Origin of the sequence: Burkholderia sp. SIMBA_062 (genome assembly GCF_046534765.1) — a bacterium.
In the GTDB taxonomy this organism is placed as follows: Bacteria; Pseudomonadota; Gammaproteobacteria; order Burkholderiales; family Burkholderiaceae; genus Burkholderia; species Burkholderia ambifaria.
Window position 1 is genome coordinate 19,293 of sequence record NZ_JAWRYD010000010.1, and the last position, 24,961, is coordinate 44,253.

The following is a 24,961-nucleotide window of genomic DNA, read 5'->3' on the forward strand; positions in this document are numbered from 1 at the left end:
GCCGCCCGAATGAAGGACGGACGCCGCAGGCGCCCGTCCGTGACGACAGGCTTACTGGCCGAGCGCGGCGCGGGCAGCCTTGACCGCCGCACGCACCTGGTCGGGCGCGGTGCCGCCCGCGTGGTTGCGGCTTGCGACCGAACCTTCGAGCGTCAGATAGCCGAACACGTCGTCGCCGATCAGGTGCGCGACGTTCGGCAGTTCCTGCTTCATTTCGTCGAGCGTCAGGTCGGCGAGGTCGATCCCGCGGTCGTCGCAGATCCGCACCGCGTGCGCGACGGCTTCGTGCGCGTCGCGGAACGGCAGCCCGCGCTTCACGAGGTAGTCGGCGAGGTCGGTGGCGGTCGAGAAGCCCTGCAGCGCGGCCGCGCGCATCGCGTCCGGCTTCACGGTGATGCCCGCGACCATCTCGGCGAAGATCCGCAGCGTGTCGGCGACGGTGTCGACCGTGTCGAACAGCGGTTCCTTGTCTTCCTGGTTGTCCTTGTTGTACGCGAGCGGTTGGCCCTTCATCAGCGTGAGGAGCGCCATCAGGTGGCCGTTCACGCGGCCCGTCTTGCCGCGCGCGAGCTCGGGCACGTCCGGGTTCTTCTTCTGCGGCATGATCGAGCTGCCGGTGCAGAAGCGATCGGCGATATCGATGAAGCCGACGCGCGGGCTCATCCACAGCACGAGTTCCTCGGAGAAGCGCGACACGTGCGTCATCACGAGCGCGGATGCCGCCGTGAATTCGATCGCGAAGTCGCGATCCGACACCGCGTCGAGCGAGTTCGCGCAGATGCCGTCGAAGCCGAGCGTCTTCGCGACGGCGTGACGGTCGATCGGGTAGCTGGTGCCCGCGAGCGCGGCCGCGCCGAGCGGCAGGCGGTTCACGCGGGTGCGGCAGTCGCGCATGCGTTGCGCGTCACGCGTGAACATCTCGACGTACGCGAGCAGGTGATGGCCGAACGTGACCGGCTGCGCGACCTGCAGGTGCGTGAAGCCCGGCATGATCGTGTCCGCGTTCTTCTCAGCGAGGTCGATCAGCGCGCCGCGCAGGTCGTTCAGCAGGCCGCCGATGCGGTCGATCTCGCCGCGCAGCCACAGACGGATGTCGGTCGCGACCTGGTCGTTGCGCGAGCGGCCCGTGTGCAGGCGCTTGCCGGCGTCGCCGATCAGCGCGGTCAGGCGCGCCTCGATGTTCAGGTGGACGTCCTCGAGATCCAGCTGCCATTCGAATTCGCCGCGCTCGATCTCGCCCTTGATCTGCGTCATCCCGCGTTCGATCGCGGCGAGGTCGTCGGCGCTGATGATCTTCTGCGCCGCGAGCATGCTCGCGTGCGCGAGCGAGCCGGCGATGTCGACGAGCGCGAGGCGCTTGTCGAAAAACACCGACGACGTGTAGCGCTTGACCAGCTCCGACATCGGTTCCGAGAAGCGGGCCGACCAGGCCTCGCCCTTTTTGTGCAGTTGGGACGTCATGGCGATTCTTCGAAGGGGAGTTGGGCGGCGTGCGCCGCCGAGGGAATCCCGCGATTCTAACATTCGCGGGGCTGACGGCCGGTGCGCGCCGGCCGCGAACGGGCGCGGATCACCGGGGGCCGCAGGTCAGCGGGCCGATCCGCGGCAGCGTGCCGTCGTCCGGGCGCCGGTACGCGAACGCGACCGCGCAATCGCTGCCGCCGCCGGTGATTTCCAGGTGGTTGTTCGCGACGAGGCCGTCGACGAAGGTCAGGCCGTCGTAGCCGACGATCGTGCGCTGACCGCTTTCGACGTGGCGAACCTCGAGCCCGGGCGGCAGCGGCGTGCCGTCCGGCGCGTGCAGCGCGATCGACGCGGCGCTGTAGCGTGTCTCGGCGAAGTGCGCGAGCACGCCGGAGCGCGCCTGCGGCACGACATCGAGCGTCGTGTCGGCGATCCGGGCGTCGGCGGGCAGCGCGGTGCCGTCGATCGCGACCCGATTGCTCTGGTACGCATTCAGGTCGGGCACGAGCAGGTAGCCGGCCCGGTTTGTCTCGCCGATCGGCCGGTTCTGGTGCAGCACGGGGACGCGCCCGGTGTCGGTCGAGACGAGCGCGAAGCCGTCGTCGACGCGGCGTGCCGTCATCAATTGGCCGTCCATCAGCACGATCGCACCCGTGACGTCGACCGACGCGTTGCGGTGCCCGTCGAACGACTGCGCGAGCAGCGTGACCTCGCCCGCGCGGCCGAGATACTGCAACTGCCCCTGCGCGTAGCGCATGCCGGCGTTGGCGCCCGCCTGCACGTTCCAGCCGACGCCGCCGCCATAGTCGGGCGGCCGTGTCGCGCTCAGCGTGTAGGTCGAGTCGCCGTTCTGCCGTCCGGCGTTCGCCGAGACGGACGTGTTGCCGCCGAGCCCGATGCTCAGGCTCACGAAGAAGCCGCGCGTGTCGCGCTGCCGGAAGTCCTGGAAGCCGCTGACCGCGATCGAGGTCAGCCCGCCGAGATTGACCAGGTAGGCGATCGAGCCGATGCGCGAGGCGGCGACGCCCGGATACCTGAGGCCGAGATAGCTGAACGACAGCGTCTGCATGCGCAGGAACGGGAATGAGACCGTGACGCGGTCGGTGGCGCGCGAAACCGGCACGCCTTCGCGGCTGCCGAGGTCGCTGTAGTCGCCGAAGGCGCGCAGCGTCTGCGCATCGATCGAGAAGCGCGGCGTCACGTACTGGTAGCCGATGCCGGCCTGCACGCCCGCGCGGCCCGGCGCGCTGAGCGCCAGCGACGCGTTCGCCACGCCGCGTTCGCCGAGACGTGCGAGCGCGCCGGCGCCTGCGTTGTAGACGCCGGCCGTCGCTTCCGCGTGCGCCTCGACGGTCAGCCGTTCGCTGATGCCGTAGCGCAGCGAGCCGCTCGCGGCCGGCGTGCGCGCGTAGTCGAACGAATCGGTGCCGTAGGCGCGGCGCAGGAACCCGGCTTCCGCCGAATAGCTGGCGAGACCGGCGGCGAGCAGGCGCGTGTCGACGTACAGCGGAATGGACGTCGCGATCGAGCGGCCGAGCGCGTCGCGCGTGACGACGGTTGCGTTGCCCGCGCCGGTGATGCCGGGCACGCTGTTGATCACGAACGGGCCGCTCGGCACGTTGCCGCTGAACTGGCGCACGTTGTTCACGTACAGGTCGACCGAGGTCGGCACGACCGCGCTGCCGGACAGCGCGGGCACCGGAAACGTGACCAGATCGGGGCGCAGGCCGAAATTGCTGCGCCACTGCACGCCGCCGATGCGCAGCGAGCGGGTCCATGACAACGACGACGAAATCGTGTCGCCGATCAGGGTCGTCGTGAGCGCGCCGGGGTTCGAATGACTCCACGACGTGTCGTAGCGCACGTAGCGCCGGCGGTCGTCGTACAGATACGCGACGCCGGTGCTGCTGAATACGCCGTACGGATCGAAATAGCGCGCCTCGCTCCAGACCGCGAGCGGGGCATGGGCGATGGTCTGTGCGTAGGCGTCGTAGTTCAGCACGAAGCCGCGGCCGGACGTGGCGGGCGGCGCGGCCGCGAGTGCGCGCGTATCGAACGTGTGCGGGATGCGCAGCGCATCGGGCACGCGCAGGTCGAGCGTCTGCCGGCCCGCATCGTAGTCGTAGCGCAGCCCTGCGAGCGTGTCGAGCGCGACGAGTGCGTTCGACGGCTCCTGCGTCCGGTCGTTCGTCGCGATACCCAGGTCGTTCAGGTCGGCGGAGGCCGCGTACAGTCGTCCGCCGATTTGCTGGAAGCGTGCGATCCGGTGCGTCGGTTCGCCATTGATCGATACGTCGAGAAACAGTGCGTTGGATGGGGGCGCGGGCAGCGGCGCGGGCACAGGCGTGGGCGCGGCTGCCACCTGCATCGGCGCCGTTTGTGCGCAGCCGGTGCCTGCATGCAGTGCCAGCGCCAGTGCAAGCGCCGTGGCGGCGGGCCGCGCGTCTCGTGCGGGGCTGGCAGCCTGGAGGGCCGTGCGCGTCGTCGGAACGGGCAACGTCGTGCGATCCTTCCGAGCCGGATCAGGGCGGTGTCAGCCGGGCTTCGACCGGCTGCGCATTGACGGTCGCCTGGATCCTGACGAATGTCGCGAGGCCCGCATCCAGCTTGAGCGGCCAGCGTCGCGTGCTGCCCGCGAGCGCATAGCCGAGCAGGCCGCGCGTGACGTCATGCACGGTGCCGCGCGCGTCGATGAGCCGAACCGCGGAAATCTGCGCGCGCCGGCCACCGCGGTTGTCGACCGCGAGCCGCGTGCCGGCGCCGTCACGCTCGATGCGCCAGTCAAGGTTCGGCGACGCCGGTGCGCCATCGGGCTCGACGAATACGGGCACGGAATAGCGCAGCCGGATCGTGACGCCGTTCGCGACCGGCGTGCCGGGCGCGGGCAGTTCATCGATCAGCACGCGATAGCTTTCCTCGACGGCCGGCGCGCCGCGGCCCGTGCGCACGAGCCGGATCAGCTGCTCGGCGTTCGCGCCGATCTGCAGCAGCGGCGGCGACGCGGCGAGCGTGTCGGTCGGCGTCATCACGTCGTCGCCGTTGTGCTGCGTCCAGCGATAGGTGCGAACCTGGCCGTAGATCGGCTGTCCGCCAGGATTGCTGAGCGTCATGCTCGCGGCGGCCGCCGACGGCGCCAGCTCGATCGTCACGGGCGTGATCTGCAGCGTGGCGGCGGATGCGGCCGCGCACGCCGACGCGACGCACAGCGCGGCCAATGCGCGCGGGAGCCATGCCATGGCGCGTCAGAAGTACACGGTGGCGGTGACGGAGGCCTGGTAGGTGTCGGGCTTCGGCGTCGCTTGCGCGGGCACCTGGCCGTACACGTTCAGCACTTGCGCGGAACCGGTGCCGGTGCCGCCGACGGTATCGGTGCCCTGCGTGTTGCCCCAGATCGTCGAGTGGCCCGAGTCCTGGTAGAGCTGATAGCCGACCGTCGTGCCGGTATTGCCGGTCGTCGTGCCGCCCATCAGCCGGCTGGCGACCGTCGAGCCGCTTACCGTGCCGCCGTCGAGTCCGACGTTGTAGGGCGTCGAGTTCGTGCAGGTGACGGAGACCGTGGTCTGCTGGTTGACTGCCGACGCGAGCACACCGGCCGTGCCGAATGCGAGCGGGTTCGCGGCGATCGTACAGTTGGCCTGGATCGTGAGCGTGACGGTGAATTGGGCGGTGGCGGTGCCGTTCGAATAGACTGCCGCAATGGCAGCGGGCTGCAGCGCGGGCGCGAATGCGACGCTGGCTGCAAGCATGGCCGAAAGAACACGACGTCGGGAATCGTTCATTATGATTGTCTCCTGCCGTTCAAGGGGTCGTCCGGACGCGGAGTGCCCGCCGCGTGGTCTGTTGCCGGTCGCCGTAACCGCTCTGTCGTTGTTGGAAGACTACTCCACGGATTCAGGGGCGCGCAATCGAGAAAACGCCGACCCGGAACGCATTGTCCGGGGCTGCGGACCGCTTGCCAGCGGCCGATTTGACATGGATCAAGTAACAGTGCGAACGATTGATGCGCGGCCGGATACGATGGGGCACCGCCCGGGCCGGAAGCCCGGTCGAGCGGACGAGCATTTTCGGGGGAAAGGCATGGCGGATGACGAATTCGACATCGCGCGCCGCTGGATGCGCGCGCTATCGTGCGTGCTGCTGGCCGCGCTGCTCGGCATGCCGTGGATGCCGGCCCGAGCGGACACGTGTTCCGTGACGCCGCCGGTGCCGAGCTTCGGTTCGGTCAGTCCGATCACGCTGCAGGCTTATACGACGAACAGCACGATGACGGTCAGTTGCACGTGGGACGCATTGAGTCTGAACACCGGCGTGCTCGTTTGCGTGAACCTCGGCGGCACGAGCCCGCGCTACCTGACCAACGGGACGAACCAGATGCAGTACGACCTGTATCAGGACGCCGGCTATTCGCAGCCTTGGGGAGCGGTGAGCGCCGGCACGACGCCGATCTCGGTCTCGTTGACGAAACCGCTGCTCGGCACGACCGCGAGTACCAACGTGACCATCTATGGCCGCATCGCGTCGAACCAGCCGACCGTGCCGACCGTGAACAATGCCAGCACGGTCTATACGCAAAGTTTCAGCGGCAACCAGGCCGCCTACAGCTTCAGTTTTTCGCTGCTCGGGGTGCTGCCGACGCCGTGCGCGTCGCAGTCGACGGCCGGCACGATGAGCTTTGCCGCTACCGCCACCGTTATCAACAACTGCATCATCAGCGCGACCGGCGTTGCGTTTCCGGCGGCGGGCGTGCTGGCGTCGGCGCTCAGCGCGAGCGGCTCGATCAGTGCGCGGTGCACGAACGGCGATGCATTCCAGATCGCGTTGAACGGCGGGGCCAGCGGCAGTGTCATCGCTCGCACGATGCAGCGCACGGGCGGCGGCTCGGTCAGCTATCAGCTCTATCAGGACAGCGGCCACACGCAGCCGTGGGGCGACGGCACCGGCGGCACGTCGATGGCGACCGGCACCGGCAGCGGGTTCGCGCAGGCGATCACCGTGTATGGCCGCGTCCCCGCACAGCCGACGCCGGCGCCCGGCAACTACAGCGACACCATTACCGCGACGATCAGCTTCTGAGTCGCGTCAATCGCGCACCAGCACGACGAGCTTCAGGTCTTCGCGGTGCGCGGGTTTCAGCGTGATCTGCTGGTACACGAGCCGGCCGTCGGCCGGATGGTCGAACTCGCGCAGGCCGCCTTCGCGCTCGAACACGTCCTGCGACGCCCAGTACTGCGCGAACGCGTCGCTGCCGGCCATCAGCGCGTCGATCAGCGCGCGGGTCGGCGCGTCGGCGAGGTGGCGGATCGAGTCGGCGCGGAATTCGGCCGCGAGCCGGCGCGCGCGGGTTTCCCAGTCGACGATCAGCGTGCGCGCGGCCGGCGCCATGAACGTGAAGCGCAGCAGGTTGCGGTCGTGCTCGCCGTCGAGCCAGCCCGTGAACAGCGCGGCGGCCGGCGCGTTCCACGCGAGGGCGTTCCATTGCCGGTCGAGCACGTAGGCAGGCGTGGCGATCGCGGCGACGGTTGCCGCGAGCGTCGGCGGCAGGTCGCCGGCCGCGACGTCGGGCTCGGCCGGATCGCGCTGCGCGGCCAGCTCGAACAGGTACGCGCGTTCGGCCTTCGACAACTGCAGCGCGACGGCGATCCGCGCGAGCGCGTCGGCCGACGCCGACACCGGGCGGCCCTGCTCGATCCACGTGTACCAGGTCGGGCTGACGCCGCACAGCTGCGCGACTTCCTCGCGCCGCAGCCCCGGCGTGCGGCGGCGCGGGCCGGGCGGCAGGCCGACGGCCTGCGGCGACAGCCGTTCGCGGTGCGCGCGGATGAATTCGCCGAGCGCGCGGGCGGGCGTGGCGTCGAGCGGCGGGGTGGGGGCGGAGGACGGCTGGCTCATGCGGAAACGGCTGAAACGACAAAAAGGGGCGCGGGACGCGCGGCGAAGATCGGCCCGGAAATCAGGCAGGTGTAACAAATACCAGAATAACCGCTTAACTTGTACTGGTACAAGCGCGGCCCTATTGTAGCGATTCGCGCGCTGGCAGCCAGCGCGCGCCCCACCCAACGAAGGAGCGAACGATGAAACACCACGACCAGGTCGCCGACGCATTCGGCACGACGGCCGCCGCCTACCTGACGAGCACGGTCCACGCGACGGGCGCCGATCTGCAGGCACTGGCGGATGCCGTGCGCGCGACGCCCGACGGCGCGGTGCTCGATCTCGGCTGCGGCGCGGGCCACGCGAGCTTCGCGGTCGCGCCGCACGTGCGCGACGTGGTCGCCTACGATCTCGCCGCGCCGATGCTCGCGACCGTCGACGCCGCCGCGCGCGAGCGCGGGCTCGCGAACATTCGCACGCAGCAGGGCCCGGCCGAGCGGCTGCCGTTCGACGCGGGCACCTTCGACTGGGTGGTCAGCCGGATGAGTGCGCACCACTGGCACGACGTGCGCGCGGCGCTGGCCGAGATGCGCCGTGTGCTGAAGCCTGGCGGCCGCGTGCTGATGATCGACATCGCGGGCAACGACCATCCGCTGCTCGACACGTATCTGCAGGCCGCGGAAGTGCTGCGCGACGCGTCCCACGTGCGCGACTACCGTGCCGACGAATGGCTCGCGATGTTCCGCGGCGCCGGTTTCGATGCACACGTGCAGCGCCGCTGGCGCCTGCCGATCGATTTCGAGACGTGGGTCGAGCGGATCCGCACGCCGGCCGACAGCGTCGCGGGCATCCGCGCGCTGTGGGCGCATGCGCCCGACGAGGTGCGCGGCTACTACGCGGTGCAGCCGGACGGATCGTTCGAGCACGACGCGTTGCTGATCGACGCGCGATGAAGCGGCGGCACGGCGGCGCGTCGTCGTACGGTCGTGCCGTCGTACCGTCGCGCCATCCGATGAAAAAAGCCGCGATACGCGTGACGCGCGTATCGCGGCTTTCGTATCGCGATGCCGGCACGACGCGAGGCGGACCCGCGCCGCGCGCGGATCAGCCCGTGTTGCGCAGGCCGGCCGCGATCCCGTTGATGGTCAGGTGAATCCCGCGGCGCAGCCGCGCGTTCGTGTCGCCCGCGCGGTGACGCTTGATCAGCTCGACCTGCAGGTGGTTCAGCGGATCGAGATACGGGAAGCGGTTCTTGATCGAGCGCGCGAGCAGCGGGTTGGACGCGAGGCGGCCTTCCTGCCCGGTGATTTCCGCGAGCGCCTGCGACGTGCGCTCCCATTCCGCGACGATCCGCTCGAACACGTGCTTGCGCAGCTTGCGGTCGGCGACCAGCTGCGCATAGCGCGACGCGACCGCGAGATCGGTCTTCGCGAGCACCATGTCCATGTTCGACAGCAGGTTCGCGAAGAACGGCCAGGTCTTGTTCATCTTCTTGAGCAGCGTCAGGCGCTTCGTGCGTTCGGCCGCGTCCTGCGCGCCGTCGAGATACGCGCTCACCGCGCTGCCGAAGCCGTACCAGCCCGTCAGCAGCAGCCGGCACTGACCCCACGAGAAGCCCCACGGAATCGCGCGCAGATCCTCGATCTTGCGGTTCTTCGGGTCCTGCAGCTTGCGCGAGGCCGGCCGGCTGCCGATGTTCAGCTCCGCGATCTCGGTGATCGGCGTCGACGAGAAGAAGTAGTCGGTGAAGCCGGGCGTTTCATAGACGAGCGCGCGATACGACGCCATCGCGGCGTCCGACAGCGTCTGCATCGCGGCTTCGAACGCGGGCAGTTGCGCGGGCGCGTTCGACTGCGGCAGCAGCGACGCCTCGAGCGTCGCGGCGACCACCGTCTCGAGGTTGCGCCGGCCGATTTCGGGGTTCGCGAACTTGCTCGCGATCACCTCGCCCTGTTCGGTCAGGCGGATCTGGCCGTTCACGGTACCCGGCGGCTGCGACAGGATCGCCTGGTAGGTCGGGCCACCCCCGCGGCCGACCGTGCCGCCGCGGCCATGGAACAGCCGCAGCGTGATCTTGCGTTCGCGGAACACGTCGACGAGCGCGAGTTCGGCGCGATACAGCTCCCAGTTCGACGTCAGGAAGCCGCCGTCCTTGTTGCTGTCCGAGTAGCCGAGCATCACCTCCTGCTCGGCGCCCTGGTGCGCGATCAGCGCGTCGATGCCCGGCAGCGCGAAGTATTCGCGCATGATGCGCGCGGCGTCGCGCAGGTCGGGGATCGTCTCGAACAGCGGGATCACCATCAGGCCGTTCTTCGCATGGCTGCCGAGCGGGCCTTCGAGCAGGCCCGTTTCCTTCTGCAGCAGCAGCACCTCGACGAGGTCGCTGACGGTTTCCGTATGCGAGATGATGTAGTTGCGCACCGCGCGTGCGCCGAACTGCGCGCGCACGTCGCGGGCCTTCTCGAACACGCCGAGCTCGCTTTGCGCGAGCGCCGAGTATTCGAGGTACGGCGAGCGCAGCGGGCGCGGATCGGCGAGCGCGGCCAGCAGCACGCGCAGCTTGTCTTGCTCGGCGAGCGCGGCGTAGTCGGCTTCGACGCCGGCACGCGCGAACAGCTCGGCGACCACGGCTTCGTGGATGTCGGAGCTCTGGCGCAGGTCGATGCTCGCGAGATGGAAGCCGAACACTTCGGCCGCGCGCACCAGCGGCGCCAGGCGCGGCGCGGCGAGCGACGCGCCGTGGTGTTCTTCGAGCGAGGCGGTCAGCACCTTCAGGTCGGCGACGAACGCTTCGGAATCCGCGTACGGAATCGCGCGCACCGGCGGCGCGCCGCGGCCCGCGCTGCGCACCGGCACCGTGCCTTCGCCGAGCCGCACGCGCGCGCTGGCGGCGAGCCGCGTGTAGATGCCGATCAGCGCGCGGCGATACGGTTCGTCGACGCGGTGCGGCGACTGGTCGGGCGAGGCGGCCGCGAGCGCCTTCACCGCGTCGTTCGCGCCGACCAGCAGGTTCGACACCGACAGCTCGGCGCCGAGCTTGTGAACCTGCTCCAGATAGTGTTCGAGGATCACCGCGGACTGGCGGTTGATCGCTTCGTCGAGCGTCGGGCCGGTGACGTTCGGGTTGCCGTCGCGATCGCCGCCGATCCAGCTGCCCATCTGGAAGAACGCGGGCACGCGCGCCGGCAGGCCGTGCTCGGCGAGCGCGGCCTCGATGTCGCCGTACAGCGCGGGCAGCTCGTCGAGGAACGTCGCGCGGTAGTACGACAGCGCGTTCTCGATCTCGTCGCCGACCGTCAGGCGCGAGTCGCGCAGCATGCGGGTCTGCCACAGCGCGGTCACGCGCGCGCGCAGCATCGATTCGTTATACGAGCGTTCGCGCGCGGTGAGCGGCTGGTCGCGCTCGGCGAGCAGCCGCGCGATGTCGTGCTGCGCGTCGAGGATGCTCTTGCGCTGCACTTCGGTCGGGTGCGCGGTCAGCACCGGCACGATCAGCGCATCGTCGAAGAAGCGCTGCAGCAGGCGCTTCGACGCGTTGCCGGTCGTCTTCAGCTGTTCGAGCGCGTACGCGACGGTGCCGGGCTGCGGCGCGGAGCCGGCCAGCGCATGGATGCGGCGGCGGCGGTTGTGGTGACGGTCTTCCGCGATGTTCGCGAGGTGCGAGAAATAGCTGAACGCGCGCACGACGCTCACCGTCTGCTCCGGCGTCAGCTTGCGCAGCTTCTTTTCCAAGGTCTGCGCGGCTTCGCTGTCGTCTTCGCGACGGAACTTCACCGCGGTCTGGCGGATCGTCTCGACGACGTCGAACACCGTGTCGCCTTCCTGTTCGCGCACCACGTCGCCGAGCAGGCGGCCGAGGAAGCGGATGTCCTCGAACAGCGGGCCGTCCTTGTCCTCGCGCGTGCGCACGCCGGGCTTCGCCGTGCGGGCAGCCGGGCCCGCGGTCTTGATCGCGCGTTTTGTCGGAGGTATCGGGTCTTTCGGTTTCGTTGCCGTTTTCGCACGGCCGTTCGCGGCGGTGGCGATAGTGCCCGTCTGGGCGTCGGAGGGGGGCAGGGCAGCATTGCGGCGCGTCGTACGCGCCGATCCGGAAGACTTCACGATGGGTTTCCTTGGGAAAGCTCGAGTCAAAAGGGACTGCGGGGACTGCGGAAACTACGGGAACTGCGGTCAAGCAACCAGCTACGTGCGGCACATCCGCGCGTCGGTGTCGCCGCTCGCGCCGAAGCGCGGCGGGCATGGGCTCCGGGCCCGGGCGGGCCGAAGCGTGCGTGCTACCATTGTTCGATCTTCCATCCCGTCCTTCGATGTTCCAGCAATGAATTCCGAGACTATTTCGGCACACGTGCCCGCGACGCTGACGATTGCTTCGCGCGAGAGCCGCCTGGCGATGTGGCAAGCCGAACATGTGCGTGATGCGCTGCGCAAATTATATCCAGCTTGCGACGTGAAAATCCTCGGGATGACGACCCGCGGCGACCAGATTCTCGATCGTACGCTGTCGAAGGTCGGCGGCAAGGGCCTGTTCGTGAAGGAGCTGGAGAATGCGCTCGCCGACGGCCGCGCCGACCTGGCCGTGCATTCGCTGAAGGACGTGCCGATGGCGCTGCCCGACGGCTTCGCGCTTACCGCGATCATGGAGCGCGAGGATCCGCGCGATGCGTTCGTGTCGAACGACTACGCGTCGCTCGACGCGCTGCCGGCCGGCGCCGTCGTCGGCACGTCGAGCCTGCGCCGCGAGGCGATGCTGCGCGCGCGCTATCCGCATCTCGACGTGCTGCCGCTGCGCGGCAACCTCGACACGCGCCTGTCGAAGCTCGATCGCGGCGACTACGCGGCGATCATTCTCGCGGCCGCCGGCCTCAAGCGCCTCGGCCTCGAAGCGCGAATCCGTACACTGATCGACGTCGAGGACAGCCCGCCCGCCGCCGGTCAGGGCGCGCTCGGCATCGAAATCGCCGCGCATCGCACGGACGTCGCCGCCTGGCTCGCGCCGCTGCACGACCCGCAGACCGCGCTCGCGGTGGAGGCCGAGCGGATGGTGTCGCGCGCACTCGGCGGCAGCTGCGAGGTGCCGCTCGCCGCGCACGCGGTGTGGCGCGCCGGCGAGCTTTACCTGACGGGCCGCGTGTCGACGACCGACGGCCAGCGCGTGCTGACGGCCGAGGAGTGCGGCGCCGTCATGACCGTCGCCGATGCGCTCGCGCTCGGCCGCGCGGTGTCCGACGAGCTCGAGGCGCAGGGCGCGCTCGACATCGTCAACGCACTGCTGGCCGCGTCGCAGGCCGGCAAGGGCGACGCCTGATGGCGGGCGGCGCGCGCGCGTTCACCGCCGTCCTGACGCGTCCGGACGGCCAGTCGGCCGGACTCTCGGCCCAGCTGGCCGAGGCCGGCTGCGACGTGCTTGAATTCCCGCTGATCGACATCGCGCCGGTGGACGATCCGGCGCCGCTCGACGCCGCGTTCGCGGCGCTTGACCGTTACGCGCTGGTGATCTTCGTGTCGCCGAACGCGATCGACCGCGCGCTCGCGCAGTACGGCGCGATCTGGCCGAATGCGCTGCCGGTCGGCGTCGTCGGCCCGGGCAGCGTCGCGGCGCTCGAGCGCCACGGGATCGCCGCGCCCGCGCATCGCGTGATCGCGCCGCAGGCGCCCGCCGACGGCGGCGTGCCGCATTACGATTCGGAAAACCTGTTCGCGAGCATCGAGGCCGCGTTCGGCGGCGCGCAGGCGCTTGCGGCCAAGCGCGTGCTGATCGTGCGCGGCGACGGCGGGCGCGAATGGCTCGCCGAGCGGCTGCGCGAAGCCGGCGCGGACGTCACGCTGGTCGCCGCGTACCGGCGCGTCGTGCCCGAGCCGCGCGTCGGCGCGTGGGAGCGCGTGCATGCGCTGCTCGCCGGCGCGCCGCACGCGTGGCTCGTCACGAGCTCGGAAGGGGTGCGCAATTTGCATGAACTCGCGCGCACGCACCTGAACGACGCCGAGATCGAAGCGCTGAAGCATGCGCCGCTCGTGACGCCGCACCCGCGCATCGAGCAGACCGCCCGCGCACTGGGTTTTGATAGGATTACGCTGACCGGCGCGGGCGATGAGCGCATCGTCCGCGCGTTTCGAACGATGGCCGACGAGGCCGTCCAACCGGCGACAGCCGCACCGGTGACTAAACGCATGACAGATACCAACGATTCCAAAAGCGTCGCTTCCCAGCCGGCCGCTGCATCCGCGCTGCCGTCCAGTCCCCCTTATCCCGCGCAAGCGCCTGCGCGCCGCGCCAGCAGCGCGGCGCTGTGGTTCGTCGTCGTCGTGCTCGGCTGCGCCGCGGGCGTGGGCGCCTACGCGCTGAACCGCAAGGTCGACCGGCTCGACGCCACGTTCGTCGCGCGCCAGAAGGCGCTCGACGCGCAAACGGCCGAGACGCGCATGAAGACCGAGCAGGCGCTCGCGGGCACGCACCAGGTCGATACGCAGCTCGCGCAGCTCGACGGCAAGCTCGCCGACGCGCAGAGCGCGCAGCAGGCGCTGCAGCAGCAGTACCAGGACCTGTCGCGCAACCGCGACGCGTGGATGCTGGAAGAAGTCGACCAGATGCTGTCGAGCGCGAGCCAGCAGCTTCAACTGACCGGCAACACGCAGCTCGCGCTGATCGCGCTGCAGAATGCCGACGCGCGCCTCGCGACGTCGCAGAGCGCGCAGGCCGTCACGGTGCGCAAGGCGCTCGCGCAGGACATCGAGAAGCTGAAGGCCGCACCGTCGGCCGACCTCACGGGCCTCGCGATCAAGCTCGACGACGCGATCGCGAAGATCGACGCGCTGCCGCTGTCGGGCGAGGCGATCGTTCCGCACGCGGCGCCGAAGGCCGCGCCGGCCGATGCCGCATCGTCGGTCGCGGCCGACACGCCGCGCTGGAAGGTGTGGTGGCATGACTTCTCGGCGGGCCTCGGCGAGCAATTGAAGGGCCTCGTGCAGGTGCGCCGGATCGACAATGCGGACGCGATGCTCGCGTCGCCCGACCAGGGCTACTTCGTGCGCGAGAACGTGAAGCTGCGCCTGCTCACCGCGCGGCTGTCGCTGCTCGCGCGCAACGACGGCGCGATGAAGGCCGACCTGCATGCGGCCCAGGCGTCGCTCGGCAAGTATTTCGACCAGGCATCGAAGGACACGCAAACCGTCCAGGATCTGCTCAGGCAGGTCGACGGCGCATCGTTGACGGTCGCGGTGCCGAACCTGAACACTAGCCTGAACGCCGTTCAGCAGTTCAAGAGCCGGGGGTAACGATGACGCTTCGAGGAATCGTCTGGCTCGCGATCCTGTTCGGGATCGCCGCGGCGCTCGCCACCGTCGGCCGTTTCGACGCGGGGCAGGTGCTGCTCGTCTATCCGCCTTACCGGATCGACGTGTCGCTGAACCTGTTCGTGATCGCCATCGTCGTGCTGTTCATCGTCGTGTACGCGCTGCTGCGCATCGTGCGCAACATCTGGCGCATGCCGCAGCGGGTCGCCGCGTATCGTGCGCGTTCGCGCAACGAGAAGGCGCAGGCGTCGCTGCGCGATGCGATCGCGAACCTGTACGCGGGCCGTTTCTCGCGGGCGGAGAAGGCCGCGCGTGAAGCGCTGTCGGTCGATGCGAACCTGGGCGCCGCGAGTCTCGTCGGGGCCACGGCTGCGCACCGGATGCACGAGTACACGCGCCGCGACGACTGGCTGTCGAAGGTCGACGCGCCCGAATGGCAGGACGCGAGGCTCCTCGCCGCGGCCGACATGCGCGCGGATGCACGCGATGCCGACGGCGCGCTCGCCGCGCTGGCCGATCTGCAGGCGGGCGGCAAGCGCATCCATGCGCAGCAGGTCGCGCTGCGCGCGCAGCAGCAGTTGAAGAACTGGGCCGAGGTGCTGAAGCTCGCGAAGGCGCTCGAGAAGCGCGAGGCGCTGCATCCGGCCGCGGCCGTGCGGCTGCGCCAGCAGGCGGCGGAGAACCTGCTGCGCGAACGCCGGCACGATCCGGACGCGCTGCTCGAGGTGTGGCAGTCGCTGTCGCCGCTCGAGCGTCAGTCGCCGCGCCTCGCCGATCTTGCGGCCGAACTGCTGGTGCCGCTCGAGCGCCGCCCCGAAGCGCGCCGTATCGTCGAGGAAGCGCTCGCGCACAACTGGGATGCGCGGCTGCTGCGCCGCTATCCGGATACGGCCGGCGGCGATGCGCTGCCGCTGATCCAGAAGGCCGAAGGGTGGAAGAAGGATCACCCGGACGATGCCGACCTGCTGTTCGCGCTCGGCCGTCTCTGCCAGCAGCAGCAGCTGTGGGGCAAGGCGCAGTCGTTCCTCGAGGCCGCGCTGAAGCAGGCCGACAACGAGGCGCTGAAAGTGCGTGCGCACCGTGCGCTAGCACGCCTGTTCGAGCATCTCGGCGAAACCGACAAGGCGGCGAAGCACTACCGCGAAAGCGCGCTCGCGATCACCGTGGTCTGACGCGGCGGCGGTCGTCGGCCGCGCGTGGATATGCCCCGAATGCCAGTTGGCCTTCGGGGCATTTTCTATTCGGCGCGAGGCGGTCGGGACGCATGGTGTCTTCATCCGGTCGGCGAAGCATCCGGCCAATCCGGGGTTTGTCTGTCCGGAAATCGAAAACGCCCCGGCGGCCGGGCAATGCCGGCCGTCGGGGCGCTTCGCGGAGCCGGCCATCGACCGGCGTGCTTGTTCGTTAGGTGTGTCCGGTGTGCCCGGCGCTGCTTTACGCGCCGCGCATCACTTGTCGACGAGCCGTTTCGGCACCGACAGCGCGAGCAACCCGCCGAGCACGAGAAACGCGGCGAGCATGTACATGCCCGCGTCGTTGGCGCCCGTCGCCTGCTTGAGCCAGCCCATCAGGTACGGGCTCAGGAAACCCGCGAGGTTGCCGATCGAGTTGATCATCGCGATGCCGGCCGCGGCCGCCGCGCCGCCGAGGAACGCGGTCGGCAGGCTCCAGAACAGCGGCAGCGTCGTCAGGATGCCCATCGTCGCGAGCGTGAGGCCGAGCATCGCGAGCGCCGTCTGATGCGCCCAGATCACCGACAACACGAGCCCGAGCGCGCCGAACGCGGCCGGAATCGCAAGGTGCCAGCGTCGTTCGCGCCGCTTGTCCGCGCTGTGCGCGATCAGGATCATCGCGACCACCGCCGCCGCATACGGAATCGCCGACAGCAGGCCGATCATGAACGTGTCGACCACGCCGGTCGCCTTGATGATCGTCGGCAGCCAGAAGCCGACGCCGTACAGCCCCATCACGAACGAGAAGTAGATGAGCGCCATCAGCCACACGCGCGGGCTCGCCATCACCGCGCCGAGCGGCAGGTCTTCCTTGGTCGCTTCCTCCGCGTCGACGTTGCGCGCGAGCAGCGCCTTTTCGTCGTCGGTGAGCCATTTGGCCTTGGAGATCCGGTCGTCGAGCGCGAAGAACACGAGCACGCCGGCCAGCACCGACGGGATCCCTTCGAGCAGGAACAGCCATTGCCAGCCGTGCCAGCCGCTCACGCCGTTGAACGCCTTCAGGATGAAGCCCGAGATCGGGCCGCCGATCACGCCGGACAGTGCGACGGCGGTCATGAAGAACGTGGTCATCCGGCCGCGCCGGTGCGCGGGATACCAGTAGGTGAGATACAGGATCACGCCGGGGAAGAAGCCGGCTTCGGCGACGCCGAGCAGGAAGCGCATCACGTAGAACATCGCGGGCGTCGTGACGAACATCGTCAGGATCGAGATCACGCCCCACGTCGCCATGATGCGCGCGATCCAGACGCGCGCGCCCACCTTGTGCAGGATGATGTTGCTCGGGACTTCGAACAGGAAGTAGCCGAAGAAGAAGATCCCGGCGCCAAGCCCGTAGACCGTGTCGCTGAGATTCAGGTCGCTCGCCATCTGCAGCTTCGCGAAGCCGACGTTCACGCGATCGAGATACGCGACCACGTAGCACAGCAGCAGCAGCGGCGTGAGCCGCCACGACACCTTGCGATAGGTTGCTTCCTCGAATGCGCCGGACGAGCCCGGCAGCGACTGCATCGATGTAGCCATGTTGTCTCCTGTCCTTGTTTTGTCATATGCCCGGAGCCGGCGCGTCGGCACCCGATCCGGTGTCTTGCGAAGCAATGCCGATGCGTCGATGCACCGTGCGTGGAGGCGGCCCGAGATGCCGGCGCGCCGCAATCGCGGTCGTGCGGCTAGATGCAGCGCCCGCCGTCGACTTCGAGACAGACGCCGGTGATGAACTCGGCTTCGTCGGATGCGAGGTACAGGGCCGCGTTCGCGATGTCCTGCGGCGTCGAGAAGCGGCCGAGCGGAATCGTCGCGAGGAACCGGCGGCGATTCTCCGGCGTGTCCTCGCAGCCCATGAACTCGGTCATCAGGCCCGTCTCGCCGAGCACCGGGTTGATGCAGTTCACGCGGATCCGGTCGGCGCCGAGCTCGGCCGCGAGCGACTTGCTCGCGGTGATCATCGCGCCCTTCGTGCTGTTGTACCAGACGAGGCCCGGGCGGGGCCGCACGCCGGCCGTCGACGCGACGTTCACGAACACGCCGCCACCCTGCGCGCGGAAATACGGAACCAGGGTCTGGACGCTCCAGAACAGGCTCTTCATGTTGACGGCGTACACGCGATCGAACTCGGCTTCCGTCACGTCGAGCACCGGCTTGTTGCGGTGCGTGGTGCCGGCGTTGTTCACGACGATCTGCACTGAGTGGAAATCGTCGAGCGCGGCCTGCAGCAGCGCGCGCCAGTCGGCGTCCCTCGACACGTCGCCCGCGACCGCGATCGCCTTGCCGCCCGCCAGCGCGATCTCGCTCGCGACCCGCTCCGCCGCTGCGCCGTTCAGGTCGTTGACGACGACGTTCGCGCCTTCACGCGCATAGGTCTTCGCGATGCCCTCGCCGAAGCCCGAGCCGCCGCCGGTGACGATGGCCGTCTTGCCGCTCAACCGCATGGTGTGTCTCCTCTGTTGGATGCGTGCGTGGTGTGTCGGTGCGCGGCCGGTCGTTGCCGGCCGGGTTCAACTGGTCAGCCGTGCCGGATCGCGATCGTCTTCAGTGCGGTGAAGCCATACAGCGCCTCGAAGCCTTTCTCGCGGCCATGACCCGAGTGGCCGACGCCGCCGAACGGCAGTTCGACGCCGCCGCCCGCACCGTAGTTGTTGATGAACACCTGACCGGCGCGCAGGCGCCGCGCGACACGCAGCTGGCGCGCGCCGTCGCGGGTCCAGATGCCGGCGACGAGGCCGTACGGCGTGCCGTTCGCGAGTGCGACCGCTTCCTCCTCGTCGACGAAACGCATCGCGGCGAGCACCGGGCCGAACACTTCCTCCTGCGCGAGCCGGTGCGACGCCGGCACGTCGCGCAGCAGCGCGGGGGCCTGGTAGAAGCCGCTTTCGGGCGCGTCGGCGACGACCTGGCCGTGCCCTGCCATCGGAATGCCGTCGTGCTGCGCGTCGGACAGGAAATCCCACACGCGCTGCTGCTGCTTCGCGTTGATCAGCGGGCCGCAGTCGAGATCCGCGCGGCTCGGGCCGACCCGCAGCCCGTTGAATGCGGTGGCGAGCCGATCGACGAGCGGCTCGTAGACCGCGTGCTCGATCAGCACGCGGCTGCCGGCCGAGCAGGTCTGCCCGCCGTTCTGCACGATCGCCGACACGAGCACGGGCAGCGCCGCTTCGAGATCGGCATCGGCGAACACGATCTGCGGCGACTTGCCGCCGAGCTCGAGCGTGACGGGCACGTGGTTCTCGGCGGCCATCTGCGTGACCAGCTTGCCGGTCGCGGGCGAGCCCGTAAACGAGATGTGGTCGATGCCGGGGTGGCGCGCGAGCGCGGCGCCCGCTTCATGGCCATAGCCGGTGACGATGTTGAGCGCACCGGCTGGCAGCCCGGCTTCGGCGGCCAGCTCGGCGACGCGCAGCACCGACAGGCACGCATCCTCGGCCGGCTTCACGACGCACGCGTTGCCGGCCGCGAGCGCCGCGCCGACGCTGCGCCCGAAGATCTGCATCGGGTAGTTCCACGGCACGATGTGGCCGGTGACGCCGTGCGGCTCGCGCACCGTCAGCACCGTGTAGCCGGCCTGATAGGGGAGGGTCTCGCCGTGCAGCTTGTCGGCGGCGCCCGCGTAGAACTCGAAATAGCGCACGAGCGCGGCGGCATCGGCACGCGCCTGCTTCAGCGGCTTGCCGGTGTCGCGCGCCTCGATCGTCGCGAGTTCCTCGAGATGGTCGGCGATGCGCGCCGACAGCCGCATCAGCACGCGGCCGCGCTCGGCGGCGCTCGCCGCGCCCCACGGGCCCACGAACGCTTCGCGGGCTGCGGCGACCGCGCGCTCGATGTCGGGTGCGGTGCCGCGCGCGATCGTCGCGAACGGCTGGCCGTCGGAGGGATCGACGACCGGGATTGTCTCCAGCTGCGCGGGCAACGTCCATTCGCCCGCGATGAAGTGCTTCGCTTCTTCCATGCCTGCTCCTCGGGTCCCATGCTTCGCGGCGACGGATGACGTCGCCCGCGGTTCGGTGGCCGGACATCCGGAACGATTATCGCGCCGATCGTCATCCGGACGCCACCGGTCGATTGGCTATAATGGCGCATTCCCTGCGGGGACGCCCGCGGCGGTGCAGCGCCCGCGGCGCCCCTGTCCCGAATTCCATCGACCAACAGAGAGCGCTATGAGCTTTAATCATGTTCCGGCCGGCAAGGACCTGCCGCACGATTTCAACGTGATCATCGAGATCCCCGCGCAGAGCGATCCGGTGAAGTACGAGGCGGACAAGGAACTGGGTCTCCTCGTCGTCGACCGCTTCATCGGTACCGGCATGCGCTACCCGGTGAACTACGGCTACATTCCGCAGACGCTGTCGGGCGACGGCGATCCGGTCGACGTGCTGGTGATCACGCCGTTCCCGCTGCTGGCCGGCTCGATCGTGCGTTCGCGCGTGCTCGGCATGCTGCAGATGACCGACGAGTCGGGCGTCGACGCGAAGCTGGTCGCCGTGCCGCACGACAAGGTCTGCCCGATGACGGCGAACCTGAAGTCGATCGACGACGTGCCCGAGTACCTGAAGGATCAGATCAAGCACTTCTTCGAGCAGTACAAGGCGCTCGAGAAGGGCAAGTGGGTGAAGGTCGAAGGCTGGGCCGGCATCGACGCCGCGCACAAGGAAATCACCGACGGCGCCGCGAACTACAAGAAGTAAGCCCGTTGGCCGGCTTCGCGCCGGTTCGTTCGGAACGCAAACCGCGCGTGTCTCCTCAGGAGGCCGCGCGGTTTTGTTTTGTGCGCACGGTTTTCCGGCGGGCGGGCGCGGACGCGGACGCCTGCGGGCGTGGGGTGGCCGGTGCCTGCTTCATGCGCTTCGCGCGGGGCGCGGCGGCGGGTGACGTGGCCGCCTTGGTCGCTTCGGTCGCTTCGGTCGCTCCGGCGGATCGCGTGGTCGATGGGCGGCGCCGCGTCGGTACGGAATCGGCGTCTTCGCGTGCGTTCGCTGCCGGTTTGCCGACGGCGGTCGATGCCTTCCTTTTTGGCGACGCTGCTGGAGGCGGGCCGGCCTTCTTTACCGGCGTACCACGCAACGACGTCTTTTTTGCGGCGGCGTCGCCGTCGGCTTTTGCCCGTTTCGCGTCCGGTGCGGCCTGGTTCGATTGCGTCGACTTCGACGCTTGTTTGCCTTTCGCAGGCTTCGCCGTTTCCACTGTATTCACCGTCTTCGCGGCCGCTGCAGGCCCGGCGACGTTCCCCGCCTTCGCCGTTTTCCCGGCAACCGGTTCGGTATTAGCCGCCTTGGCCGCATCGTTGCGCTCGTCGAGCGCAATCACCGCCGGCAACACTGATTCGAGCGTGCGCAAGCCGGCCGCCAACTCGCGCTTTTTCGCGGGCGTGAGCCGCTTCACCCAGTATTCGGCGCGCGACGCGCTGGACCGGTCGGGCAGAGGAAACGCCGCGAGCACCGCGCGCGGCTTGCGCGAGCGTGTATAGCGCGCGCCCTTGCCGGACGCGTGTTCGTCGAAGCGCGCGGCGACATCGGTCGTGATGCCCGTGTAGACGCTGTCGTCCGCGCATTCGATCAGATACAGAAACCAGGACATGGCAGGGCGGCGGGATGCGAAGCCGCCAGTGTCTCAGAAAAAGCGTGCGTCAACGCCACCGGTCGCCGTGCCCGTCGCGAAAGCGGCTCGGCGCCGCGCCGAGTTCGCGCGTGAAGAAGCGCGTGAATGCGCTCGTCGAACGGAAGCCGACGCGCACGCCGATCTCGCCGATCGGCAACTGCGTATTGAGCAGCAGGTCGCGCGCCTCGCCGAGCCGCGCCTGCGCGACGAGCGCATGGAAACCGACCGCTTCCCGATGCAGCCGCCGGCGCAGCGTCCAGCGCGACATCGCGAAGCGCGTGCACACGTGCTGCATCAGCGTATCGGCCGGCACGTCGGTATCGTCGGAGGTGCGCAGCCAGTCGCGCACGCATTGTTCGACCGACGCGCCGAATGTCGAGCGTGCGCGCACGCGCTCGCGCGCGTCGTCGGCCGCATGACGCTGGATGCCGGCGAGCGGCGCGTTGTAGCGCTCGAACGGCGTGTCGAAGTGCGGGGAGCGCAGCACGATGCGGTTGTGCGCGGCCTCGAACGCCACCGGTGCGCCGAGCATGTCGCGCAGCGCGGCAACGGACGCGAACGCGCGGCCGGCGAATTCGGCGTCGTCGATGCGCACGTGCGGATCGTACAGGCGCGCAAGCGCCGCGAGGATCGCGAGATTGGCGAACGCGCTGCCCGCGTGCCGGCCGTCTCCTTCGTTCACGTACTCGAGCGCGATCGCGTCGCCTCTCTCGTGTGCGAAGACCCAGTCGACGTTGCCGATCAGCTCGCGATAGCGCAGGTAGCCGTGCAGCGCGCCGCGCAGCGTCGCCGCGTTGCACGTGATGCCCGCGAGCTCGGGGAACGCCACGAGCCAAGGCACGACCTGCGGTGGCGGGTGATGCCACGACAGCGGCCAGCCGCTCGTCAGCTGCATCGCGGCTACGTGCCGGTCGCCGGCGATGCGGCGCGTGTCGTCGGTGAGCTCGGCCGGCCCGATGCCGAGCGTCTCGTAAAGCGCAGTGGGATCGATGCCGTTTGCGCGCGCGTCCTCGCACAGCCAGCGGTAGATCCGCACGGATACCGATTTCTGTCTCAACTCCATGTCTGCCCCCTGTCGTCATGCCGTTCGGGTTTGTCCCCGCTGCGAGAGGTCAACGCATGCTCCTGCCGGTCAAGCGTGGTGACCGGTCGTTTTTTAGACTCGACGGAAGAGTTTGGCGACCAGTACAACAGAACGATTCTGGAGGATCAATGAAAACTTCGCTGTTCCGGTGTTCGACGATTGCGTCCGCATGTGCGCTCACGATGCTGCTCGCGTCGTGCGGAGGCGACGACATCCATGCGCCGGCCGACCCCGACGCGGCGGCCGACCAGCGCGCGGCCGCACTCGTCGCGCAACTGACGACCGACGAGAAACTGCAGCTCGTGCACGGTACCGGCATGCCCGCGCTCAACCTCGGCGGCCCGTTTCCGGCCGACGCGCTGAACGGCGCAAGCTACATCCCGGGCGTGCCGCGGCTCGGCATTCCGGCGCTCAGCAGCGCCGATTCGGCGGGCGGCGTGAACGTGAAGAATGCGCGCGTGACCGCGCTGCCCGCGCCGGTCGCGCTCGCGGCGACGTGGGATCCGGCGCTCGCGGGCACCTACGGCACGCGCATCGCGCTCGAATTGCGCGCGCTCGGGTTCGCGGAAGGGCTCGGCGGCGGCGTGAACCTCGCGCGCGAGCCGCGCAACGGCCGCACCTTCGAATACATGGGCGAGGATCCGGTGCTCGCGGGCACGCTGAGCGCCGCGCGCACGCAGGCCACGCAGGCGCGGAAGGTGATCGCGACGATCAAGCATTTCGCGTTCAACGACCAGGAAACCAACCGGATGACGGTCGATTCGGTCGTCGACGAGCGGACCATGCGCGAGGCCGAACTGCTCGCGTTCGAGATCGGCGTGAAGGACGGCCAGCCGGGCAACGTGATGTGCTCGTACAACAAGCTCAACGGCGTGTATGCGTGCGAGAGCCCGTATCTGCTGACGACCGTGCTGAAGAACGAGTGGGGCTTCAAGGGCGTCGTGCAGTCGGACTGGGGCGCGACGCATTCGACGGTCGCGGCCGTGCAGGCCGGGCTCGACGAGGAACAGCCCGGCGCGGCCGACGACGGCAACGCGCCGCTCGGCTCGTACTTCAATTCGAAGCTGCGCGCGGCGCTGCAGGCCGGCAGCGTGTCGGCCGCGCGGCTGAACGACATGGTGCAGCGCAAGCTGCGCACGCTGATCCGCATCGGCGTGATGGACGCGCCGCCGAAGCCGGGCGGCGCGATCGACGAAGCCGCCGGCAATGCCGACGCGCTCGCGATCGCCCGGCAAGCGGCGGTGCTGCTGAAGAACGCGGCCGCGTCGGGCGACACGCAGCCGGTGCTGCCGCTGGCCGCCGGCACGCTCAAGTCGGTCGTCGTGATCGGCGGGCACGCGGATGCGGGCGTGCTGTCGGGCGGCGGCTCGGGTGCGGTGCCGGCGATCGACGGCAACGCGGTGACGTCCTGTCAGCAACCGGCCGACATGCTGTTCGGCGGGTGCGCGACCTGGTACAAGTCCGCGCCGCTCGCGGCGATCCGCGCGAAGGCGCCGAACGCGTCGGTCAGCTATCTCGACGGGACCGACGCGAACGCGGCGGCCACCGCGGCCGCTCAGGCCGATGTCGCGATCGTGTTCGCCACGCAGTGGCAGACCGAAGGCCTCGACCTCGCGAGCCTGTCGCTGCCCGATGCGAAGGCCGACCCGTACAACCAGCAATACGACCAGAACGCGCTGATCGCCGCGGTCGCCGCGAAGGCGAAGCGTGTGATCGTCGTGCTCGAGAACGGCAGCCCCGTGCTGATGCCGTGGCTTGCCAACGTGCACGGCGTGCTCGACGCATGGTACCCGGGCGCACAGGGCGGCCAGGCGATCGCCGACCTGCTGTTCGGAGACGCGAATCCGTCGGGCCGGCTGCCGTTGACGTTCCCGAAGCAGGAGGCCGACCTGCCGCAGCCGACGATCGACCCGTCGAATACGCGGAACGTCTATGCGGAAGGGCTCGCGTACGGCTATCGCTGGTTCGACGCGAAGGCGATCGAGCCGCTGTTTCCGTTCGGCTACGGGCTGTCGTACACGACGTATGCGTTGTCGGCGATGTCGGCGCGGGCGGACGCAGCGGGCAACGTGACGGTCGGCGTGACGGTGACGAACACGGGCACGCGTGCCGGTACGCACACGGTGCAAATCTACGCAGCGCTGCCCGCGTCGCTCGGCGAGCCGCCGAAGCGGCTCGTCGGCTGGACCCGGGTCGCGCTGCAGCCGGGCGAGGCGCGCACGGTCAGTGTTGCGGTGCCGGCGCAGCGCTTCGCGGTGTGGGATGCGAATGCGCACGCATGGCGGATCGGCGCGGGCAGCTACGGGCTGTTGGCGGCCGCGTCGTCGCGTGACCCGCAGGCGCTGTCGCAGACGGTGACGCTCGCCGCGCACTGAGCCGGCTGCGTTCGTGCGGCATGCGGCGAGGCCATGCGCGGCCTCGCCGCATGCCGGTA

General features: G+C 69.4%; 18 protein-coding genes. 7 read left to right on the forward strand and 11 right to left on the reverse strand.

The genetic code is table 11. The features are described 5' to 3' along the window. Positions 1-51 precede the first annotated feature (51 nt). The 4 genes from argH to SB786_RS12715 form a co-directional block, all read right to left on the reverse strand. Positions 52-1,461, reverse strand: coding sequence for an argininosuccinate lyase (gene argH, locus SB786_RS12700; protein WP_006762488.1), 1,410 nt, complete (start codon positions 1,459-1,461; stop codon positions 52-54). A gap of 109 nt (positions 1,462-1,570) precedes the next feature. Then, the gene (locus SB786_RS12705) at positions 1,571-3,961 is read right to left on the reverse strand and encodes a fimbria/pilus outer membrane usher protein (protein WP_410727756.1); all 2,391 of its coding nucleotides are present in this window, start codon (positions 3,959-3,961) and stop codon (positions 1,571-1,573) included. Positions 3,962-3,986: 25 nt separating this feature from the next. After that, complete coding sequence (locus tag SB786_RS12710; RefSeq protein ID WP_410727757.1) at positions 3,987-4,700, reverse strand: molecular chaperone; 714 nt, start codon at positions 4,698-4,700, stop codon at positions 3,987-3,989. A 6-nt stretch (positions 4,701-4,706) separates the two neighbouring features. Then, positions 4,707-5,243, reverse strand: a complete 537-nt coding sequence (locus tag SB786_RS12715) for a spore coat U domain-containing protein (RefSeq protein ID WP_410727758.1) — start codon at positions 5,241-5,243, stop codon at positions 4,707-4,709. Positions 5,244-5,541: 298 nt separating this feature from the next. On the opposite strand from SB786_RS12715, the gene SB786_RS12720 reads away from it, so the two are divergent. Then, complete coding sequence (locus tag SB786_RS12720; RefSeq protein WP_410727760.1) at positions 5,542-6,537, forward strand: spore coat protein U domain-containing protein; 996 nt, start codon at positions 5,542-5,544, stop codon at positions 6,535-6,537. A 6-nt stretch (positions 6,538-6,543) separates the two neighbouring features. On the opposite strand, the gene SB786_RS12725 is transcribed toward SB786_RS12720, so the two are convergent. Beyond that, entirely contained in the window at positions 6,544-7,353 is an 810-nt protein-coding gene (locus SB786_RS12725; protein WP_059680463.1) for a helix-turn-helix transcriptional regulator, read from the reverse strand. Between the two features lie 182 nt (positions 7,354-7,535). Between SB786_RS12725 and SB786_RS12730 the strand changes: the two genes are divergently transcribed. Next, positions 7,536-8,288 (forward strand): class I SAM-dependent methyltransferase, encoded by a 753-nt coding sequence (locus SB786_RS12730; RefSeq protein ID WP_410727761.1) that lies wholly within the window; start codon positions 7,536-7,538, stop codon positions 8,286-8,288. 151 nt (positions 8,289-8,439) lie between these two features. Here the strand turns inward: SB786_RS12730 and ppc are convergent, their stop codons facing one another. Beyond that, positions 8,440-11,436 (reverse strand): phosphoenolpyruvate carboxylase, encoded by a 2,997-nt coding sequence (ppc, locus tag SB786_RS12735; RefSeq protein ID WP_410727763.1) that lies wholly within the window; start codon positions 11,434-11,436, stop codon positions 8,440-8,442. A gap of 217 nt (positions 11,437-11,653) precedes the next feature. Between ppc and hemC the strand changes: the two genes are divergently transcribed. The 3 genes from hemC to SB786_RS12750 are packed head-to-tail and all read left to right on the forward strand — an operon-like array spanning position 11,654 to position 15,797. After that, positions 11,654-12,640, forward strand: a complete 987-nt coding sequence (gene hemC / locus SB786_RS12740) for a hydroxymethylbilane synthase (RefSeq protein WP_410727764.1) — start codon at positions 11,654-11,656, stop codon at positions 12,638-12,640. Then, a complete protein-coding gene (hemDX, locus tag SB786_RS12745; RefSeq protein WP_410727765.1) occupies positions 12,640-14,607 on the forward strand; it encodes a fused uroporphyrinogen-III synthase HemD/membrane protein HemX in 1,968 nt (655 codons plus the stop codon). Before hemC ends, hemDX begins: the two co-directional genes overlap by 1 nt. 2 nt (positions 14,608-14,609) lie before the next feature. Continuing rightward, positions 14,610-15,797, forward strand: a complete 1,188-nt coding sequence (locus SB786_RS12750; protein WP_410727766.1) for a heme biosynthesis protein HemY — start codon at positions 14,610-14,612, stop codon at positions 15,795-15,797. 276 nt (positions 15,798-16,073) lie between these two features. Here the strand turns inward: SB786_RS12750 and SB786_RS12755 are convergent, their stop codons facing one another. The 3 genes from SB786_RS12755 to SB786_RS12765 all read right to left on the reverse strand — a co-directional run bounded on the left by SB786_RS12755 (position 16,074) and on the right by SB786_RS12765 (position 19,797). Beyond that, positions 16,074-17,378 (reverse strand): MFS transporter, encoded by a 1,305-nt coding sequence (locus tag SB786_RS12755; RefSeq protein WP_410727767.1) that lies wholly within the window; start codon positions 17,376-17,378, stop codon positions 16,074-16,076. 146 nt (positions 17,379-17,524) lie between these two features. Then, positions 17,525-18,283, reverse strand: a complete 759-nt coding sequence (locus SB786_RS12760; protein ID WP_126228310.1) for an SDR family oxidoreductase — start codon at positions 18,281-18,283, stop codon at positions 17,525-17,527. A 74-nt stretch (positions 18,284-18,357) separates the two neighbouring features. Further along, positions 18,358-19,797, reverse strand: a complete 1,440-nt coding sequence (locus tag SB786_RS12765; RefSeq protein WP_410727768.1) for an aldehyde dehydrogenase family protein — start codon at positions 19,795-19,797, stop codon at positions 18,358-18,360. Between the two features lie 208 nt (positions 19,798-20,005). Here SB786_RS12765 and ppa point away from each other — a divergent pair, with 208 nt between their 5' ends. Continuing rightward, positions 20,006-20,533 (forward strand): inorganic diphosphatase, encoded by a 528-nt coding sequence (ppa, locus tag SB786_RS12770; protein WP_006753432.1) that lies wholly within the window; start codon positions 20,006-20,008, stop codon positions 20,531-20,533. Positions 20,534-20,588: 55 nt separating this feature from the next. Here the strand turns inward: ppa and SB786_RS12775 are convergent, their stop codons facing one another. Both SB786_RS12775 and SB786_RS12780 read right to left on the reverse strand, forming a co-directional pair. Then, on the reverse strand, positions 20,589-21,422 hold the full coding sequence (locus SB786_RS12775) for a GIY-YIG nuclease family protein (RefSeq protein ID WP_410727769.1): 834 nt from the start codon (positions 21,420-21,422) through the stop codon (positions 20,589-20,591). A gap of 49 nt (positions 21,423-21,471) precedes the next feature. Further along, on the reverse strand, positions 21,472-22,506 hold the full coding sequence (locus tag SB786_RS12780) for a helix-turn-helix domain-containing protein (RefSeq protein ID WP_410727770.1): 1,035 nt from the start codon (positions 22,504-22,506) through the stop codon (positions 21,472-21,474). Between the two features lie 149 nt (positions 22,507-22,655). Here SB786_RS12780 and SB786_RS12785 point away from each other — a divergent pair, with 149 nt between their 5' ends. After that, complete coding sequence (locus tag SB786_RS12785) at positions 22,656-24,902, forward strand: glycoside hydrolase family 3 C-terminal domain-containing protein (RefSeq protein WP_410727771.1); 2,247 nt, start codon at positions 22,656-22,658, stop codon at positions 24,900-24,902. The last annotated feature ends 59 nt before the right edge of the window (positions 24,903-24,961 follow it).